This window comes from Cupriavidus sp. NPDC089707 (assembly GCF_044748965.1).
Classification (GTDB): domain Bacteria; phylum Pseudomonadota; class Gammaproteobacteria; order Burkholderiales; family Burkholderiaceae; genus Cupriavidus.
Genome location: NZ_JBIVHB010000012.1, coordinates 114,993 through 133,836, shown reverse-complemented (window position 1 = coordinate 133,836; position 18,844 = coordinate 114,993). Strand labels below are relative to the sequence as shown.

Below are 18,844 nucleotides of genomic sequence, written 5' to 3'. Positions count from 1 at the left end.
TGCATTATCGGAACAGCTGCCGGTACTCCAGGAATACTGCCTCCATCACCAGCCTTGCCGCCAGCGGATGGTTCTCGCTGCGGCGATGCGCGGTCAGCCGCGTCGCAAAGGCTTGCAGTTGGTGGGCGTCGGTGGCCCCGGCGCAGCGCGCCAGTGCGGCGCGCTCCTTTGGGAAGTAGCGCGGCGCGGTGCTGCCGGCGGCATCCAGCCGCAGCTTCAGCAGATCGTACGTCCAGCGCTGCAGGATGCCAAGCACGGCGGGCACCGGCAGCTTCTGCAGCTGTTCGGCGGCGGCAGAGGCGTCGAACGCGGCGCCCGCACCCAGCTGGCTGACCAGCAAGCGCTGCAGCGGCTGCTCCTCGGCCTCGGCCGCGTGCAGCGCGGTCAACGGCGAACCGCCGGCCTGCGCCAGCTGGGCCTCGGCATCGGCAACCCCCTGGCCTTGCAGCCACGCGAGCGCGGCCTCCGGCGTCGGGCGTTGCGCCGAGAACTGGCGGCAGCGGGACAGGATGGTCGGCAGGATACGGTCGAGCCGGTCGGTCACCAGCAGGAATACGGTCGAGGGGGGCGGTTCCTCCAGCGTCTTCAGCAGCGCGTTGGCGCCCTCGGTCTGCAGCGCATCGAGCGGATACACGACCACCACGCGCAGGCCTGCGCGGTGCGTGCCGACGCCCACCGCATCGATCAGCGCGCGCACCTGCTCCATGCGGATGATCTTGCTCGGCGCCTTTTTCTTGCCGCCTTCGTCGGTATCAGGCTCGGCCGAGGCGTCCAGTGCCTCGGGGCGCACCACGGTGAAATCGGGGTGGTTGCCCTGGCTGAACCAGTGGCACGCCGGGCACTGGCCGCAGGGCTGGCCGTCGGACAGCGGCGCCTCGCACAACAAGCCTTGCGCGAAATGCAGCGCCAGGTCGCGCTTGCCGATGCCTTGCTGGCCATGGATCAGCAACGCATGCGGGAGCCGTTCGCGCAGGATGCCGAGCCGTTGCCAGTCTTCCTTCTGCCAGGGATAGAGCATGTAAATCAGTGGGTTAGCTGCGGTATTTGACGTTGTAGCTTGGCAAGTCTGGGTATTGTGAATCGCGCAACCTTGCGCAGGCGTCCTCCATCATCGCCCGAATATAGCCCTGCCAAATCAGAGACTTGCGACGATTTTCTCGAGTTCCTCGCGAATCGCCTCGATGCTGCGCGTGGCGTCGATCACGCGGAAGCGCCCCGGCGCTGCCGCGGCACGGCGCAGGTATTCGTCGCGGGTGCGCTGGAAGAACGCACGCGATTCGGCCTCGAACTTGTCCGGCGCACGCGCCCCGGCCAACCGCTCGCTGGCGGTTTCCAGCGGCACATCGAACAGCAGCGTCAGGTCCGGCTGCAGGCCGTCCTGCACCCAGTCTTCCAGCACTTCGAGCCGATGCGTGGACAGGCCCCTGCCCCCGCCCTGGTAGGCAAAGGTGGCATCGGTAAAGCGGTCCGAGATGACCCATTCGCCGCGCGCCAGCGCAGGAGCGATGACCTCGGCGATATGCTCGCGCCGCGCCGCGAACATCAGCAGCGCCTCGGTCTCGAGGTGCATTTTCCGGTGCAGCAGCAGTTGGCGCAGGTCTTCGCCCAGGGGTGTGCCGCCCGGCTCGCGGGTCGTGACCACGGCGGGAATGCCGGCGCGCGCGCGCAGCCGCGCTGCCACCCAGTCGATATGGGTGCTCTTGCCGGCGCCGTCGATACCTTCGAAGGTGATGAATTTTCCGCGCATGGAATGCCTATTTGCCGCGCTGGTACTTGTCGACCGCGCGGTTGTGTTCGGGTAGCGAGTTGGAGAAATGGCTGCTGCCGTCGCCGCGGGCGACGAAGTACAGCGCATCGGACGGTGCCGGCGCCGTGGCCGCCGCCAGCGAGGCCAGGCCCGGCAGCGCGATCGGCGTGGGCGGCAGGCCGGTGCGGGTGTATGTATTGTACGGGGTGTCGGCCTGCAGGTCGCGCTTGCGCAGGTCCCCGTCGAAGGCCTGGCCCAGTCCGTAGATCACGGTCGGGTCGGTCTGCAGCATCATGTTCCTGCGCAGCCGGTTGATAAACACCGCGGCGATCATCGGGCGCTCCGTGGCCTGCCCGGTTTCTTTTTCGACGATCGATGCCATCACCAGCGCTTCATACTGGGACTTGTACGGCAGGTCGGGCGCGCGTGCGTTCCAGGCTTCATTGAGGCGGCGCTGCATGGCGCGATAGGCGTGCTTGTACAAGTCGATATCGCTGCTGCCGCGCGCAAACAGGTAGGTGTCCGGGAAGAACAGCCCTTCGGGCGAAGTCTCGGCGGCGCCGATCGCCTTCATCAGCTCCGCGTCGGACATGTCGCGCGTATCGTGGCGCAGCGCCGGGCTGGCATCGACCGCCGCGCGCATCTTGCGGAATTCCCAGCCCTCGATCACGGTGACCACGTAGTGCGTGACTTCGCCGCGCACCAGCTTGCCCATCACCGACAGCGGCGTGGCGCCGGCCTCGAATTCATAGCCGCCGGCCTTGAGGTCGGGCCCGTGGCCAGTCAGGCGCACCAGCAGCGCGAACAGCCGCGGATCCATGCCGACGCCGCCGCGCTGGATCTGGCGACCGACGCTGGCCACGCCGGAATTGGGCTTGATCACCACTTCGACCGGCGAACGGTTCAGCGCCAGCGGGTGATTGGCCCACCACGCAAAGCCGCCGGCTGCCGCCAGCGCGAGTACCAGGACCGCCAGGCCCAGGCGAAGGAAAAAACGTTTCATGTATCAGGATCGGGGTGAGACTGCGGCGCCCCGGCCGAAAATCTCGTAGCCCCATATAATAACCGGCAGCCTCGCACCGACCATGCGCGGCGGCTCCGGCGCCTCTTGCGCACCCCGGCCGCGCGCGCCGCCAACGGTGCCTTTCCAACCCGATTTGTCCCCGACGATCGCCACGATTTCGCAATGCCAGTGATGAATGCCCAAGCCCCGGAACTCGCCGCCAGCCTTGAATCCTTGCACGCCGGCGGCATTGCCTGTGCCCCCGCCGGGCTCGGACTGATCCGCGTGGCCGGCGACGATGCCGCCAGCTTCCTGCACACCCAGCTCACCAATGCGGTCGAGGACCTGAAGCCGGGTACCGCGCGCCTGGCCGGCTACTGTTCGCCCAAGGGGCGCCTGCTCGCCTCCTTCCTGATGTGGCGCGATGCCGGAGGCATCGTGCTGCAGCTGTCCGCCGATATCCAGGCCATGGTGCAAAAGCGGCTGTCGATGTTCGTGCTGCGCACCAAGGCCAAGCTGGCCGATATCACGCCCGCCAGCGCCATCGTCGGCGTCGCCGGGGCCGGTGCCGCCGCAGCATTGGCCGCCGCGAACCTGCCGGCGCCGGAAGCGGCCTTTGCCGTGGCCGAGGCCGACGGCATCACCGTGATCCGCCTGCCGGACGCCGCCGGGCAGCCGCGCTGGCAACTGGTGCTGCCCGCCGAGCGCGCCGACGCCGTGCGCGCGGCGCTGGCCGGCAAGCTGCAAGAGTCGCCGCAGGCGCTGTGGGACTGGCTGGAAGTGCAATCCGGCCTGCCCCGCATCGTCGCCGCGACGCAGGAGCAGTTCGTGCCGCAGATGATCAATTTCGAACTGGTCGGCGGCGTGAATTTCCGCAAGGGCTGCTACCCGGGGCAGGAAATCGTGGCGCGCAGCCAGTACCGCGGCACGCTCAAGCGCCGCATGTGGCTGGTGCAGGGCGACGGCGAGGTGCCGGCGCCCGCCGCGGAGATCTACCGGCCGGAGGATCCCGGCCAGCCGTGCGGCATGATCGTCAACGCCGCGCCCGCGCCGCAGGGCGGATGGGCGGGGCTGGCCGAGCTCAAGATCGACGCCGCCGGCAGCGCGTTGCGCCTGGGTAGCGCCGAAGGCCCGGTGCTGGCGACCGCCACCCTGCCCTACGACGTGCCGCTGGGCGAAGCTGCCCAGGCGGCGGGCTGACTTTTCAGAAGCGGAGCCATGCCATGAGCGACCACCTGTTCGTCTATTTCCGCGTGCCCGAGGCCGTTGCCGCCGAAGCGCTGCCGCTCTGGCACCGGTGGATGGAGACGGTTGCCGAGGCGACCGGAATTGGTGGTACGCTGATGCGCAGGCCCGAGACCCGAGCCGGCGTGCAGACCTGGATGGAATGCTACGCCGACGTGCCGCCCGCCTTCGATGTCACGCTGGCCGGCCTGTGGCGCCAGAGCGGGCTGGACCAGTGGGTGGACGGCGAGCGGCAAGCCGAACACTTTATCGACCTGGACGTGCTGTAGCGCCCCGGGACTGCCGAAACGCGAAGTACGCCGGAATCACGCCCCCAGCGCCGCCGGCGGCAAAGGAAGTCGAACGATGTGCCTGATCCTGGTTGCCTGGCAATCCCACCCGGACTATGCCCTGGTCGTCGCCGGCAATCGCGATGAATTCTATGTTCGTCCAGCGGCGGCCGTGCACTGGTGGCAAGACGCGCCGCAGGTGCTGGCCGGACGCGACCTGGCGGAAGTCATCGGCGAGCCCGGCACCTGGATGGGCGTCAACGCCGACGGGCGCTTTGCCGCGCTGACCAATTACCGCGCCCCTTCCGAAAAACGCACCGACGCGCGCTCGCGCGGCGAGCTGGTGGCCGGCTTCCTGCGCGGCCATGACGCGCCGTTCGATTATCTCGACGGGCTGACCGGGGAGGACGGCTGCTACAACGGCTTCAACCTGCTTGCCTGCGACCTGCGCGAGCTCTGGTGGTACAGCAACCGCTCGGCCACGCGCCAGCCGCAGAAGCTGCGACCGGGCCTGTACGGGTTGTCCAATGCACTGCTGGACACCCCCTGGCCCAAGGTGCGCAGCCGCGTGGGCGCACTTGCCGAGGTGCTGGCGGCCGACAGCGGGCGGGCCGATGCCAGCGCCGGGCCCTACCTGCAGATGCTGGCCGACGAACGGCAGGCGGCGGATTTCGAGCTGCCTTCCACCGGCGTCGCGCCGGAGTGGGAGAAACTGCTGTCGTCGGCGTTTATCCGCTCGCCGTCATACGGCACCCGCGCGAGCACGGTGCTGCGCGTGCGGCACGACGGCCGCTTCGACCTGAGCGAACGCAGCTTCGATGCCAATGGCCGCATCGGCGACGTGTCCTACCACGGCAAGCTGAACCTGCCGCGCGATACCCGCATCATGCAGGCACCGCGGTAATGGTGGCAGCGGGGTGGCAGCAGGCGCTCAGCCCGCCAGCCGCTTGCGCATCTCGATATGCGGGATGCCGGCTTCTTCGAACGCCTCCCCCGACTGGGCAAACCCGGCGCGCACATAGAACGGCGCGGCATGGGTCTGGGCATTGAGCACCAGTTCCGGGTAGCCGAGCTGCGCGGCCTTCTCCATCAGCGCCTGCAGCACCTGCGCGCCGACACCGGTGCCGCGCGCCCCTTTCAGCACCGCCATGCGGCCGATATGGCCGTCGGGCAGCAGCCGGCCCGTGGCCACAGGGGTACCATCCGCGGCCAGCGCCAGCGCGTGCCAGCTGGGCTCGTCCCATTCGTCCCATTCCAGCTCCACCGGTACGTTCTGCTCTTCGACGAACACGGTGTAGCGGATGGCGCGGGCACGTTCGCGCGCTTCGGACCAGGGGCAGATCAGGACGGTGACTGGCATGGTGGTTGGGGTCTGGCTTGGGTAGATATTGGTGTCCCGGTTTTCCAAACCCGGACGGGCGCCCATGATACGCCAGCCCGGGACAAGCGGCGAAGCACCAAAGTGGAGCATTGGCAACTGCCATCGCACCATACTAGGGTTTCCCCGGGATCGGCATCTTCCTAGCAAATTTGTATGATGACCTTATTACCGAATAACCAGGGGAGTTTGCACGTGTTCCAGAAAGTCCCTGCCCGTGCCCTGACCGACAACGTCGCCGAACAACTGCTGGACAAGATCCAGAGCGGCGCCTTTGCCCGCGGCGACAAGCTGCCCACCGAAGCGGTGCTGTCCGAAGAGTTCGGCGTCAGCCGCACCGTGGTGCGTGAGGCGATTTCCCGGCTGAAGTACGAAGGCGTGGTCGAATCGCGCCAGGGCAGCGGCGTATTCGTGACGCTGCAGGCCGGCATCCGGCCGCTGCGCATCGACTACACCGACACCGGCACGCTGGAATCGGTGCTGCAGATTGTCGAGCTGCGCCGCGCGATCGAGGCCGAAGTGGCCGCACAGGCCGCCCGTCGCCGCACCGATGCGTCGATGGCCGCCATCGATGCCGCACTGGCCCGCATCGACGAGGAAGTCGAGCAAGGCGGCGACGGCGTGGCCGCGGACGTGGCCTTCCATCGCGCCATTGCCGGCGCCACCGGCAACCCCTACTTCCTGAAGACACTGGAATTCCTCAGCCAGTATCTGGAAACGGCCACCCGCGTGACCCGAACCAATGAGGCGCGCCGCGCCGATTTCTCGCGCCAGGTGCGCGAGGAACACCAGGCCATCGTCGCGGCGATCCGCGCCGGCGACCCGCTGGCCGCGCGCAATGCCGCGCAGAACCACATGTACAACGCCGCCCGCCGGCTGGCCCAGCTGGGTGCCGATGAGGGTGCCGATGGCAGCGGCGCCGCAGACGATGAAGCCGCCGGCACGCGGGGCGCGTCGAACTGACGCCATCCGCACCTTTCAAGCTTTTCCCGTATCAGATTCAGGAGTCCCTCTATGTCCAGGAATATCGGCGTCATCGGCCTTGGTGCCATGGGCTTTGGTGTCGCGCAGTCGCTGCTGCGTGCCGGTTTCAACGTGCACGCCTGCGACCTGCGCCCCGAAGTGCTGCAGCGCTTTGCCGATGAAGGCGGCGTGCCGTGCGCGTCGCCCGCCGATCTGGGCAGCCGCTGCGACGTGGTGCTGACGCTGGTCGTCAACGCGCAGCAGACCGAGGCCGTGCTGTTCGGCGCCAACGGCGCGGTGGCCGATATGCAGCCGGGCAAGCTGGTGATCGCCAGTGCCACGGTGCCGCCGGGCTTTGCCGAGACGCTGGGCCGCCGCCTCGCTGAAAAGGGCTTGCTGATGCTGGACGCGCCGGTCTCCGGCGGTGCCGCGCGCGCCGCCAGCGGCGAAATGACCATGATGACTTCGGGCCCCGCCGAAGCCTACGCACTGGCCGAGGACGTGCTGGCTGCCATCGCCGGCAAGGTTTACCGCCTGGGCGCCGCGCATGGTGCGGGCTCCAAGGTCAAGATCATCAACCAGTTGCTGGCCGGCGTGCATATCGCCGCCGCGGCCGAGGCGATGGCGCTCGGCATGCGCGAAGGCGTGGACCCGGGTGCGCTCTACGACGTGATCACGCACAGCGCGGGCAACTCGTGGATGTTCGAAAACCGCGTGCCCCATATCCTGAAGGGCGACTACACGCCGCTGTCGGCGGTCGATATCTTCGTCAAGGACCTCGGCATGGTGCTCGACACCGCGCGCACCAGCAAATTCCCGCTGCCGCTGTCGGCCGCCGCGCACCAGATGTTCATGATGGCTTCCACCGCCGGCCATGGCGGCGAAGACGATTCAGCCGTGATCAAGATCTTTCCGGGCATCGAACTGCCGGGCAAAGCTGAGTAAGGAGCATTGACGATGACCGCGCTCCTTGGCTGTATCGCCGACGACTTTACCGGCGCCACCGACCTCGCCAACACGCTGGTGCGCAACGGCATGCGCACCGTGCAAACCATCGGCGTGCCTGAATCCGTGGCCGATATCGGCGAAGCGGATGCGCTGGTGGTCGCGCTGAAATCGCGCACCATCCCCGCCGCCGAGGCCGTGGCGCAGTCGCTGGCCGCGCTGGAATGGCTGCGCGCGCAGGGCTGCCGCCAGTTCGTATTCAAGTACTGTTCGACCTTCGATTCGACCGATGCCGGCAACATCGGCCCGGTCGCCGAAGCGCTGCTGAATGCGCTGGACAGCGATTTCACCATCGCCTGCCCCGCCTTCCCCGAGAATGGCCGCACCATCTTCCGCGGCCACCTGTTCGTGGGCGATGCGCTGCTCAATGAATCGGGCATGGAGCACCATCCGCTGACGCCGATGACCGATGCCAGCCTGGTGCGCGTGCTGCAGCGCCAGAGCCAAGGCAAGGTCGGCCTGCTGCGCTACGACGCCGTGGCGCGCGGCGCGCAGGCCACGGCCGACCGCATCGCGGCGCTGCGCCACGACGGCGTGCGGCTGGCGATTGCCGATGCGGTATCTGACGCCGACCTGTTCACGCTGGGCGAAGCCTGCGCCGGCCTGCCGCTGATCACCGGCGGCTCCGGCATCGCGCTGGGCCTGCCCGAGAATTTCCGCCGCGCCGGCCTGCTGCCGCAGCGCGGCGATGCCGACGCGGTCCCTGCCGTCGACGGCCCGGGCGTGGTGCTGGCAGGCAGCGCTTCGCGCGCGACCAACGGGCAAGTGGCACGCTGGCTGGAGCAAGGCCGCCCGGCGCTGCGCATCGACCCGCTGGCGCTGGCGCGCGGCGAAGCCGTGGCCGACGCCGCGCTGGACTTCGCCGCCTCGCATGACGAGCCGGTGCTGGTCTACGCCACTTCCAGCCCCGACGAAGTCAAGGCCGTACAGGCCGAACTGGGGGTGGAGCGCGCCGGCCACCTGGTCGAGCAATGCCTGGCCACCGTCGCCGCCGGCCTGCTCGCACGTGGCACGCGCCGCTTTGTCGTCGCCGGCGGCGAGACCTCCGGCGCCGTGGTGCAGGCGCTGAACGTACGAGCACTGCGCATCGGCGCGCAGATCGCCCCCGGCGTGCCGGCCACGGTCACGCTCGGCGCCACGCCGCTGGCACTGGCGCTCAAGTCGGGCAATTTCGGCGGCCCGGACTTCTTTGACGAAGCGCTGCGACAACCGGGAGGTCAGCAATGACCACCGAAAGCAAGCTGCGCGAAGAGATCTGCCGCATCGGCGCCAGTCTCTACCAGCGCGGCTATACCGTCGGCTCGGCCGGCAATATCAGCGCGCGGCTGGATGACGGCTGGCTGATCACGCCGACCGACGCGTGCCTGGGCATGATGGACCCGGCCACGGTCGCAAAGGTCGCCACCGACGGCACCTGGGTGTCGGGCGACAAGCCGTCCAAGACGCTCACGCTGCATCGCGCGATCTACGACAACAACCCCGGGGCGCATGCCGTGGTGCACTCGCACTCGACGCACCTCGTGGCCCTCACGCTGGCCGGTGCCTGGCAACCGGACGACGTACTGCCGCCGCTCACGCCCTACTACGTGATGAAGGTCGGCCATATCCCGCTGATTCCCTATCACCGGCCCGGCGATCCCGCGGTCGCCGCGCGCGTGGCCACGCTGGCCGCGCAGGTACGCGGCGTGCTGCTGGAGCGCCTCGGGCCGGTGGTATGGGAGTCCAGCGTCTCGCGCGCCGCGTTTGCGCTGGAAGAACTGGAGGAGACCGCCAAGCTATGGATGATGATGAAGGACACGCCGGGCTTCACCGCCCGCGCGGCGCTGCCCGACGGCGCACTGGCTGAGTTGCGCGACGCCTTCCAGGCGCGCTGGTAGCACAGCCACCCGCTTTTTCAGACTGACCACGGCCATACGGATTTCACCGGCGCGGTTGCCTTGCGGCCACCGTGCGGGGCACACGCATGCCTGCGATTCGCGTGGCCTCAAGCTCATTACTAGACCAGACTGACTCTACCCGGAGACCACCGATGCCATCCAACCAACCGGCGGCCAACGTGCCCGCCTTCGACAGCCTGGGCGGCAACGCCCGGCTCGACACTGACACCCAGATCGAGAAACGCGCCTACAGCAAGGTGTTCTGGCGCATCATGCCGTTCCTGATGCTGTGCTACGTGATCGCCTACCTCGATCGCGTCAACGTCGGCTTCGCCAAGCTGCAGATGGGCCAGGACCTGGCCTTTTCCGAGACCGTATTCGGCCTGGGTGCCGGCCTGTTCTTTATCGGCTACTTCCTGTTCGAGGTGCCCAGCAACCTGCTGATGCACAAGATCGGCGCGCGCATCTGGATCGCGCGGATCATGATCACCTGGGGCATCATCTCGGCGCTGTTCCTGTTCGTGAAGACGCCGACGCAGTTCTACGTGATGCGCTTCCTGCTCGGCCTGGCCGAGGCGGGCTTCTACCCCGGCGTGATCCTGTACCTGACCTACTGGTACCCCGCCAACCGCCGCGCCAAGATGATCGCGCTGTTCATGTCCGGCATTCCGGTCGCCGGCATGTTCGGCAACCCGCTGTCGGGCTGGATCATGGATGCCTTCAACGGCACGCATGGCATGAGCGGCTGGCAATGGATGTTCCTGCTGGAAGCCTTGCCCGCACTGGTCATCGGCGTGGTGACGATCTTCGTGCTGCGCGACAGCATCGACAAGGCACCGTGGCTCAGCGCCGATGAAAAGCGCGTGCTTAAGCGCAATGTCGAGGAAGACCAGCAAAAGGCCGGCGCGGCCGCCGGCCAGGCGCATGGCCACTCGCTGCGCGCCGTGTTCAGCGACCGCCGCGTGTGGTGGATGTGCCTGATCTACTTCTGCTTCGTCACCGGCCAGTATGCGCTGACGTTCTGGATGCCCACGCTGGTCAAGGCCAGTGGCGTCACCGGCAACCTGAAGATCGGCCTGCTGTCGGCAATCCCGTTCATCTGCGCCATCGTCGTCATGAACATCCTCGGCCACAGCGCCGATGCGCGCCAGGAACGCCGCTGGCACCTGATCGTGCCGGCGCTGATGGGTGCGGTCGGCTTTGCCATTGCCGCCTCGTTCACCAACAATACGACCGTGTCCATCGCCGCGCTGTCGCTGGCTGCCGCCGGGGTGCTGACCTGCGCGCCGCTGTTCTGGTCGCTGCCCACCGCATTCCTGTCCGGCATTGCCGCCGCTTCCGGCATCGCCGTGGTGAACTCGGTCGGCAACCTGGCCGGTTTCGTGTCGCCGTACATGGTCGGCGCGCTGAAGGACCTGACGCACAGCACGCAGCTGCCGATGTACGTGCTGTCCGCGATCCTGGTGGTCGGCGCCGTGCTGGTGTGGCTGACGCCGGCTAAACTGGTCAACCGCTGAAATCCGGCCGCCCGGTCGCGCTGACTGCGACCGGGCAGGCTTCGTCCTACGCTCTGGAGTTCCCATGCCGCGCTTCGCCGCAAATCTCTCGATGATGTACAACGAGCACGCTTTCCTGGATCGCTTCGCCGCTGCCGCGGCGGACGGCTTCCAGGCGGTGGAGTACCTGTTCCCGTACGAGCATCCCGCCGCCGAGTTGCGGGCACGCCTGGACCAAAACGGTCTCACCCAGGCGCTGTTCAACGCCCCGCCGGGCGACTGGGCAGCGGGCGAGCGTGGCCTGGCATCGCTGCCGGGGCGTGAGGCGGAATTCCGTGACGCCGTCGGCCGCGCGCTGGAATACGCCGGTGTGATTGGCAATGACCGCGTGCATGTGATGGCAGGCCTGGTGCCGGCCGATGCCGACCGCGCGCGCTACCGTGCCACCTACCTGGAAAACGTCGCGTTCGCCGCCAAGGCGGCCGCCGCGCAGGGCGTGACCATCGTGCTGGAGCCGATCAACACACGCGACATGCCGGGCTATTTCCTGAATCGCCAGGACGCCGCGCAGGCGATCTGCAAGGAAGTCGGCGCGGCCAATCTGAAGGTGCAGTTCGACTGCTACCACTGCCAGATCGTCGAAGGCGATATCGCGATGAAGCTCAAGCGCGACATGCCCGGCATCGGCCATATCCAGATCGCCGGCGTGCCCGAGCGCCATGAGCCGGACCTTGGCGAACTGAACTACCCGTACCTGTTCGACCTGATCGATTCGCTTGGCTACCAAGGCTGGATCGGTTGCGAATACCGTCCGCGCGCCGGCACGTCGGAAGGTCTGGGCTGGCTCAAGCCCTACCTCGGCCGCTGATTACAGAACAATCACTGATCTCTCGCCATGAACGTACTGATTACCGGCGGCGCCGGCTTCCTCGGTCTGCAACTCGCCCGCGTGCTGCTGCAACGCGGCACCCTCGACCTCGACGGCCAGGCCGTTGCCTTCGAACGCCTGACGCTGCTCGACGTGGTGGCGCCGCAAGGTGTTGACGATGCGCGCGTGCGCGTGGTGACCGGCGACCTGTCCGATCCCGCGGTACTGCGCCAAGCCATCGACCAGGACACCGCCGCGGTGTTCCACCTCGCCGCCGTGGTCAGTGGCCAGGCCGAGGCGGATTTCGAACTGGGCATGCGCGTCAACCTCGACGCCTCGCGCGCGCTGCTCGAAACCTGCCGCGAACTCGGCCACAAGCCGCGCGTGCTGTTCACCAGCTCGGTCGCAGTCTATGGTGGCGAATTGCCGCCGGTGGTGCAGGACGACACCGCGCTGAACCCGCAGTCGTCGTACGGCGTGCAGAAGGCGATCGGCGAACTGCTACTGTCCGACTACAGCCGCCGCGGCTTCGTCGACGGCCGCGTGCTGCGCCTGCCGACCATCAGCGTGCGTCCGGGCAAGCCCAATGCGGCGGCCTCGTCGTTCGCCAGCGGCATCATCCGGGAGCCGCTGGCGGGCGTGGCGGCCAACTGCCCGGTGGCGCCGGAGACCAGGCTGTGGCTGCTGTCGCCGCGTGCGGCGGTGGCGGCGCTGGTCAATGGCATCGAACTGGCTGGCGAACGGCTGGGCAACCGACGCGTGGTCAACCTGCCGGGGCTGTCGGTAACGGCGGCGGGCATGATCGACGCGCTGCGCCGCGTGGCTGGCGATGCGGTGGCGGATCTTGTGACGTGGGAACGTGAAGAGCGCGTCGAGAAGATCGTCGGCACGTGGCCTGCGGCGTGGAATGCCGAGCGGGCGCTGGAGCTGGGGTTCGAGAGCGATGCCAGCTTTGATGCGGTGATCCGGGCTTATATGGAAGATGCGGGGGTGGGGAAGTAAGCTGGCGCCGCGGCAAGCTAGTTGTACGCAAAGACGCGGGAGCTTGCCATCACCCCTTGCAATCGCTCCCCTCTCCCGCGAAGTGGGAGAGGGGTGGGGGTGAGGGCCGGAGCTTCCACGAAGTCAAGCGCGTCGGTATGCCAGCGCCTGCCCTCACCCCCTGCCCCTCTCCCGCAAGCGGGAGAGGGGAGCAAACAAGCGGGATTTGAAGCCTCGTCGGGGCGGGCTACCCCGCCGGCTTCACCACCTCATACCCCTCGATAATCTCCCGCACCCCCCCCGGGATCGCCGCCGACTTCTGCGTCGCCGGATCGGCGCACACATAGACGATTTCACCGGTAATCAGGTGCTCGTCGCCCCGGTACATCTCCACCCGGAACAACATGCTGGATCGCCCCAGCCGCGCCATGCGCCCGCGCAGTTCCAGCTCATCGTCAAAGCGCGCCGATGCGTGATACTCCAGCGTGGACTTGACCACGAAGATATCAACGCCGTGCGCGTGCAGCACGTCCTCCGGATAGCGGATCCCCAGTGCACGCCAGTACTCGGTCACGCAGATATCGCAATAGGTCAGGTAGTGCGCATTGAAGACGATCGATTGCGGATCGACTTCGGACCAGCGCACGCGCAGCGGGATGGTGTGGCGGAACTCTTCTTTGGCCATTGACGTCGTCTCCTTGGTTGTTTGTCGGCGCAATGCAAAGCATCAGGCCGCCAGCCCGCCGGCACAGGACCGGCAGGCGCGGCGGCCTGGTTGAACGCAATCGGCGTTGGCTTACTGCGGCTTGGCCAGGCCCAGCTTCTCGATGATCGCCTTTTCCTTCTTGACGGTATCGGCGGCGAACTGCGCGTACTGCTGGGTGTTCATGTAGAACGGCTCCATGTCGAACTTGGCCAGCGATTCGCGGTAGTTGGGCATTTCCATCGCCTTCTTGAAGGCGTCATGCAGCTTCTGCACGATCTTCGGGTCCGTGCCCTTGGGTGCGACCAGGCCGAACGGCGAGGTCTGCACGATGCCCATGCCCAGTTCCTTCAGCGTCGGCACGTTGGGGAAGCGCGCCGAGCGCTTCTCGCCCCAGGTCGACAGCAGGCGCAGCTTGCCCTGCTCCACGTACGGCGCCCAGGCCGGCGTATCGGCCACCGACATCACGTGGCCGCCCAGCAGCGCCTGCATCGATTCCGCATTGCCCTTGTACGGGATGTGCGAGAACTGCACGCCCTGCTGCAGCGCCAGCTCTTCCATGGTCAGGTGCAGCGTGGTCATGCTGCCCGGCGAGCCGTAGGTCAGCTTGCCCGGATTGGCCTTGGCATACGCGACGTACTCCTGCATGGTCTTGATCGGCGAATCGGCCGGCACCACCAGGCCGAACGAATAGCCGGCCAGGTTGATGATGTAGCTCAGGTCCTTGACAGGATCCCAGTTGATCTTGGTGGTGTACGGCAGGCGATAGACCGGCATGGCGACCTGCGCCAGGGTGTAGCCGTCGGGCGCCGTGGTCTGCATCATCTGCGCGGGCAGCACGCCGCCGGCGCCGGGCTTGTTCTCGACGATCACCGGCTGGCCGAGGATCTTGGAGGCGTTGTCGGCCAGGACGCGGAACGGGATGTCGGTGGAGCCGCCGGCGGTATAGCCGATCACCAGGCGGATCGGGCGCTGCGGGAACTTGTCGGCCTGTGCCTGGGCAGGCATGGCGGCCAGGCCGATGGCTGCGGTGGCAGCGGCGAGGCCCGCGCGGGCGATAAATTGGCGGCGTTGCATTTGACTAGGTCTCCTTGTGCTGCAAGTCACTGCTGAAAAGGTCGGTGCTGCGTGTTGTCAGGATTGGCCGAAGGCGGTACGCAGCGCGGCGACGGCATCGGCATGCGCCTGCGCCACCGCCGGCACGAACCGGCCCAGCTTGAAGAAATCATGGATCATGCCGGGGTAGTCCGCCAGCGTGGCCGGCACGCCCGCGGCGCGCAGCTTGGCTGCGTAGGCGACGCCTTCGTCATGCAGCGGGTCGTACCCGGCTACTGCGATCCAGGCCGGGCACACATTGCGCACGTCGGCGCCGGTGCCGCCGCCGTCCAGCGGGGCGAAGCGCCAGTCGTCGCGGCTGGCTTCCTGGTCCAGGTACTGCGCGAAAAACCAGCGGATCATTTCGGCGGTCAGCAGGTACCCTTCGGCCAGTGCGCGGTGCGATGGCGTGTCCTGGCGCGCGCAGGTGCCGGGGTACAACAGCATCTGCAGCACGGGGGCGAGCCCCGCGTTGCGCGCCTCCACGGCGCTGGCCGCGGCCAGCGTGCCGCCCGCGCTGTCGCCGCCCAGCGCGATGCGGGCCGGGTCGGCACCCAGCCGCTCGGCTTCGGCAAAGATCCAGTGCAGCGCGTCGAACGCGTCGTTCACCGCGGTCGGAAAGCGCCATTGCGGCCCGAGGCGGTAATCTACCGACAGCACCATGCAATCGGCCTGGCCGCACAGCAGCCGGCACAGCGCATCGTGCGAATTGACGCTGCCGACTGTAAAGCCGCCGCCGTGGAAGTACACCAGCAGCGGCAGCGGCTCGGCCCAGCTGGCCTCACGCGGCGTGTACAGCCGCGCCGGGATGGCATGGCCGTCACGCGCGGGCACCTGGAGGTCTTCGGTCGCGTGCACGGCGGGCGGGCTGATGTCGAGAATTGGCGCGCTCTTCTCGTAAGCGATCTTGGCGTCCTCCGGATCCAGTGCATTGATCGGCGGCCGCTTGGCGCGGGCGATCAGTTCCAGCAGTTGCGACACCTGCGGGTCAAGCGGCGCCAGCGGCAGGCCAGGCGTTGGTTGGTCGGAAGACGGTACGGCGGACATGAAGAAATCAGTGAAATCCGAACCCCGACTATCACGGCCAGCGCGTCGTGGACGCCGCCCGCATCGGTGGAAGTTCGAATAGTGAACGATCGTTCGATTTTAGTATGATGCCAGATGTTTCTGAAACGAGGCAGTACGAGATAACCCCGAAAGCCTCACGCCTGCCTGCCACGCGAGCCAGTTTTTGCGCGATGATCGGCTGGCGCGCGGCGCGGGCCACAACAACCCATTGAAACCGAAGGCGGCGCGCCTGGCCAGTGCCTTACCAGGACCCCGGTTCGCGGCAGATCCCTGCAGGAGACAAGCAAATATGGCGTTTATCTACTATCTGACCCACATCCACCTGGATTTCGGCGCGGTCAACCTGCTCAAGTCGGAATGCGAGCGCATCGGCATCCGCCGCCCGCTGCTGGTCACCGACAAAGGCGTGGTCGCGGCCGGCGTGGCGCAACGGGCCATCGACGCGATGCAGGGGTTGCCGGTCGCGGTTTTCGACGAAACCCCGTCGAACCCGACCGAGGCGATGGTCCGCAAGGCCGCCGAACAATACCGCGATGCCGGCTGTGACGGGCTGGTGGCGGTGGGCGGCGGATCGTCGATCGACCTCGCCAAGGGCATCGCCATCCTCGCCACGCACCCGGGCGAGCTGACCACGTACGCCACGATCGAAGGCGGCAGCACCAGGATTACCGACCAGGCCGCGCCGCTGATCGCCGTGCCGACCACCTCTGGCACCGGCAGCGAAGTGGCGCGCGGCGCGATCATCATTCTCGACGACGGGCGCAAGCTGGGCTTCCACTCGTGGCATCTGCTGCCCAAGTCGGCCATCTGCGATCCGGAGCTGACGCTGGGCCTGCCGGCCGGATTGACCGCGGCCACCGGCATGGACGCGATCGCCCACTGCATCGAGACCTTCCTGGCCCCCGCCTTCAACCCGCCCGCCGACGGCATCGCGCTGGACGGCCTGGAACGCGGCTGGACCCATATCGAGCGCGCCACCCGCGACGGCCAGGACCGCGACGCGCGGCTGAACATGATGAGCGCATCCATGCAGGGCGCGATGGCCTTCCAGAAGGGGCTGGGCTGCGTGCATTCGCTGTCGCACCCGCTGGGCGGGCTGAAGATCGACGGCCGCACCGGCCTGCATCACGGCACGCTCAACGCGGTGGTGATGCCGGCGGTGCTGCGCTTCAACGCCGACGCGCCCACGGTGGTGCGCGACGACCGCTACGCACGGCTGCGCCGCGCCATGCATCTGCCCGACGGCGCCGATATCGCGCAGGCCGTGCACGACATGACGGCACGCCTGGGCCTGCCCACCGGGCTGCGCCAGATGGGCGTCACGGAGGAGATGTTTGACAAGGTGATCGCCGGCGCGCTGGCCGACCATTGCCACAAGACCAACCCGAAAGAAGCCAGCGCGGCGGATTATCGGCGTATGCTTGAGCAATCCATGTAGTGCATAGCAGCAAGGTGGCCCGCCGGCACCGCGGCGGGTGCGCTCTCAAACCAGGAGACCACATGACCGGCGAGCACCTGCAGGTAGTCCATGGCGACATCACCCGGATGGAAGTCGATGCCATCGTCAACGCGGCCAACAGCGGGCTGCTGGGCGGCGGCGGCGTCGACGGCGCCATCCACGGGGCCGGCGGCCCCGCCATCATGGAGGCCTGCCGCGCGATCCGCGATGCGCAGGGCGGCTGCCCCACCGGCGAGGCGGTCATCACCACGGGCGGGCGCCTGCCCGCGCCGTACGTGATCCACGCCGTCGGCCCGGTCTGGCATGGCGGCAGCCAGGGCGAGGACGAACAGCTTGCCGACGCCTACCGCAACAGCATCCGCGTGGCCGCGCAGCACCACCTGCGCACGCTCGCCTTCCCCAACATCAGCACGGGCATCTACGGCTTCCCGCGCGAGCGCGCGGCGGATATCGCCATCGCCGCGGTGCGCGAAGCGCTGGCGGCTGCGCCCGAGATCGAGCAGGTGACCTTCGTCTGCTTCGACGACGAGAACTACCGCCTGTACCGCGAGCGCCTGTCCTGACGCCGGCCGTCGGGGCCTGCGTCTGAACTTGTGGCGCAGGCCCCGGCGCGCGGCACGGTCCGGCTGCCGTCGGCCGGGCGGCAGCACGCCGTTGAACGCGGCAACGGTGGCGCCAGCGCCCCGGTGCGACCTGTCCGAGGAACCGGCAGGGCGCGGCTAGCCCGCTGGCAATGCGCTGCGGATCAACAGGTTGACGTGCTCAGGCTGCTCGTGGATGACCCAGTGGGTGCCGTCCGGGATGCGCTCCAGGCGCAGGTCCGTGACAAAGTCCTCCAGGCCGTTGAGCAGGGATTTCGGCAAGGCGCGGTCGCGTTCGCCCCAGATCACCAGCGTCGGCACGCGGATAACGAACCTGTCCGGATCGAGCTGCGACAGATCCGGCCCCGCCTCGCCGTCGCCCGGCGGCCGCATCGGCGAGGCGCGGTAGAAGTTGACGCCGCCGGTCAGCGGATGCACGCCCTCTTCGCCAGGCTGCGACCACGCGGCGTGGTAGCGCTCGCGTGTCTCCGGCGTGTACCACGCCGCCGGCTTGCCCTCGGCGTCGGCCAGCATGCGGTCCAGCAGCGCAAAGTCGTTGGCGGCCAACGCCTTTTCCGAACCGGACTTGCGCAGCCAGTTCATGTAGGCGGAGGCGGCCTGCTGCTCCGGATCGGTGGCCAGCGCGCGCGCGAACAGGTACGGATGCGGCGAGTTGATAATGACAAGCTGGCGCACGAGTTGCGGAAACTGGATCGCCAGGTTCCAGCAGATCGCGCCGCCCCAGTCGTGCGCCACCACGATTGCCTGGTCATAGCCCAGTGCCCCGATGAACTGCACCAGGTCCTCGACGATATGGCGCGGCCGGTAGGACTCTACGTCGCCCGGTTTGCTCGACAGGTTGTAGCCGCGCAGGTCGGGCGCGACGGCGAAGTGCGTGTGCCCGAACTCTGCCAGCTGCGCTTCCCATTCGTACCAGAACTCGGGGAATCCGTGCACGAACAGCATCAGCGGCTTGCCGCGCTCGCCGGCGCTGGCGTAGTGCAGCCGGGTGCCATTGGACAGGCTGGCGTATTGCAGGTGCCGGATCACGGCGGGGGTGGCCATGGTGGTCTCCATGTGCGTGGCTCCTCGTTGGTGGCGTTGGC

20 protein-coding genes are annotated in these 18,844 nt (G+C 67.8%); 12 read left to right on the top strand and 8 right to left on the bottom strand.

Features of this window, described 5'->3' with window-relative positions; genetic code table 11:
• Nucleotides 1-4: 4 nt before the first annotated feature.
• The 3 genes from ACIP1U_RS20015 to mltG form a co-directional block, all read right to left on the bottom strand.
• Entirely contained in the window at nt 5-1,018 is a 1,014-nt protein-coding gene (locus ACIP1U_RS20015) for a DNA polymerase III subunit delta' (RefSeq protein ID WP_400318292.1), read from the bottom strand.
• Between the two features lie 117 nt (nt 1,019-1,135).
• Nucleotides 1,136-1,747, bottom strand: a complete 612-nt coding sequence (gene tmk / locus ACIP1U_RS20010) for a dTMP kinase (protein ID WP_400318289.1) — start codon at nt 1,745-1,747, stop codon at nt 1,136-1,138.
• Between the two features lie 7 nt (nt 1,748-1,754).
• A complete protein-coding gene (gene mltG / locus ACIP1U_RS20005; RefSeq protein ID WP_400318287.1) occupies nt 1,755-2,750 on the bottom strand; it encodes an endolytic transglycosylase MltG in 996 nt (331 codons plus the stop codon).
• 183 nt (nt 2,751-2,933) lie between these two features.
• On the opposite strand from mltG, the gene ACIP1U_RS20000 reads away from it, so the two are divergent.
• From ACIP1U_RS20000 to ACIP1U_RS19990, 3 genes are all read left to right on the top strand, one after another.
• Complete coding sequence (locus tag ACIP1U_RS20000; RefSeq protein WP_400318284.1) at nt 2,934-3,950, top strand: YgfZ/GcvT domain-containing protein; 1,017 nt, start codon at nt 2,934-2,936, stop codon at nt 3,948-3,950.
• Nucleotides 3,951-3,973: 23 nt separating this feature from the next.
• Nucleotides 3,974-4,264, top strand: coding sequence for a DUF4936 family protein (locus ACIP1U_RS19995; protein WP_029048215.1), 291 nt, complete (start codon nt 3,974-3,976; stop codon nt 4,262-4,264).
• Between the two features lie 76 nt (nt 4,265-4,340).
• On the top strand, nt 4,341-5,168 hold the full coding sequence (locus ACIP1U_RS19990; protein ID WP_400318283.1) for an NRDE family protein: 828 nt from the start codon (nt 4,341-4,343) through the stop codon (nt 5,166-5,168).
• 27 nt (nt 5,169-5,195) lie between these two features.
• Here the strand turns inward: ACIP1U_RS19990 and ACIP1U_RS19985 are convergent, their stop codons facing one another.
• Entirely contained in the window at nt 5,196-5,624 is a 429-nt protein-coding gene (locus tag ACIP1U_RS19985) for a GNAT family N-acetyltransferase (RefSeq protein WP_400318280.1), read from the bottom strand.
• Nucleotides 5,625-5,837: 213 nt separating this feature from the next.
• On the opposite strand from ACIP1U_RS19985, the gene ACIP1U_RS19980 reads away from it, so the two are divergent.
• The 7 genes from ACIP1U_RS19980 (at nt 5,838) to denD (ending at nt 12,853) form a co-directional block, all read left to right on the top strand.
• A complete protein-coding gene (locus tag ACIP1U_RS19980) occupies nt 5,838-6,605 on the top strand; it encodes a FadR/GntR family transcriptional regulator (protein ID WP_400318277.1) in 768 nt (255 codons plus the stop codon).
• A 51-nt stretch (nt 6,606-6,656) separates the two neighbouring features.
• On the top strand, nt 6,657-7,550 hold the full coding sequence (ltnD, locus tag ACIP1U_RS19975; RefSeq protein WP_400318274.1) for an L-threonate dehydrogenase: 894 nt from the start codon (nt 6,657-6,659) through the stop codon (nt 7,548-7,550).
• Nucleotides 7,551-7,562: 12 nt separating this feature from the next.
• Nucleotides 7,563-8,837 carry a 3-oxo-tetronate kinase gene (gene otnK, locus ACIP1U_RS19970; RefSeq protein ID WP_400318271.1) on the top strand — a complete coding sequence of 425 codons (1,275 nt, stop codon included), beginning with the start codon at nt 7,563-7,565 and terminating at the stop codon, nt 8,835-8,837.
• On the top strand, nt 8,834-9,487 hold the full coding sequence (locus ACIP1U_RS19965) for an aldolase (RefSeq protein ID WP_400318269.1): 654 nt from the start codon (nt 8,834-8,836) through the stop codon (nt 9,485-9,487). Before otnK ends, ACIP1U_RS19965 begins: the two co-directional genes overlap by 4 nt.
• 152 nt (nt 9,488-9,639) lie before the next feature.
• A complete protein-coding gene (locus ACIP1U_RS19960; protein ID WP_400318267.1) occupies nt 9,640-11,004 on the top strand; it encodes an MFS transporter in 1,365 nt (454 codons plus the stop codon).
• A gap of 64 nt (nt 11,005-11,068) precedes the next feature.
• On the top strand, nt 11,069-11,851 hold the full coding sequence (otnI, locus tag ACIP1U_RS19955) for a 2-oxo-tetronate isomerase (RefSeq protein ID WP_400318264.1): 783 nt from the start codon (nt 11,069-11,071) through the stop codon (nt 11,849-11,851).
• Between the two features lie 27 nt (nt 11,852-11,878).
• Nucleotides 11,879-12,853 carry a D-erythronate dehydrogenase gene (gene denD / locus ACIP1U_RS19950; protein WP_400318262.1) on the top strand — a complete coding sequence of 325 codons (975 nt, stop codon included), beginning with the start codon at nt 11,879-11,881 and terminating at the stop codon, nt 12,851-12,853.
• A 226-nt stretch (nt 12,854-13,079) separates the two neighbouring features.
• Here denD and ACIP1U_RS19945 read toward each other — a convergent pair whose 3' ends face one another.
• The 3 genes from ACIP1U_RS19945 to ACIP1U_RS19935 all read right to left on the bottom strand — a co-directional run bounded on the left by ACIP1U_RS19945 (nt 13,080) and on the right by ACIP1U_RS19935 (nt 15,677).
• Nucleotides 13,080-13,517, bottom strand: coding sequence for a YbgC/FadM family acyl-CoA thioesterase (locus ACIP1U_RS19945; RefSeq protein WP_400318260.1), 438 nt, complete (start codon nt 13,515-13,517; stop codon nt 13,080-13,082).
• 111 nt (nt 13,518-13,628) lie between these two features.
• Entirely contained in the window at nt 13,629-14,612 is a 984-nt protein-coding gene (locus ACIP1U_RS19940; protein ID WP_400318258.1) for a tripartite tricarboxylate transporter substrate binding protein, read from the bottom strand.
• Between the two features lie 57 nt (nt 14,613-14,669).
• Entirely contained in the window at nt 14,670-15,677 is a 1,008-nt protein-coding gene (locus tag ACIP1U_RS19935) for an alpha/beta hydrolase (RefSeq protein WP_400318255.1), read from the bottom strand.
• A 310-nt stretch (nt 15,678-15,987) separates the two neighbouring features.
• Between ACIP1U_RS19935 and ACIP1U_RS19930 the strand changes: the two genes are divergently transcribed.
• Both ACIP1U_RS19930 and ACIP1U_RS19925 read left to right on the top strand, forming a co-directional pair.
• A complete protein-coding gene (locus tag ACIP1U_RS19930) occupies nt 15,988-17,136 on the top strand; it encodes an iron-containing alcohol dehydrogenase (RefSeq protein ID WP_400318252.1) in 1,149 nt (382 codons plus the stop codon).
• Between the two features lie 62 nt (nt 17,137-17,198).
• The gene (locus ACIP1U_RS19925) at nt 17,199-17,720 is read left to right on the top strand and encodes an O-acetyl-ADP-ribose deacetylase (protein WP_400318249.1); all 522 of its coding nucleotides are present in this window, start codon (nt 17,199-17,201) and stop codon (nt 17,718-17,720) included.
• Between the two features lie 156 nt (nt 17,721-17,876).
• On the opposite strand, the gene ACIP1U_RS19920 is transcribed toward ACIP1U_RS19925, so the two are convergent.
• Complete coding sequence (locus ACIP1U_RS19920) at nt 17,877-18,803, bottom strand: alpha/beta fold hydrolase (RefSeq protein ID WP_400318247.1); 927 nt, start codon at nt 18,801-18,803, stop codon at nt 17,877-17,879.
• Nucleotides 18,804-18,844: the final 41 nt, after the last annotated feature.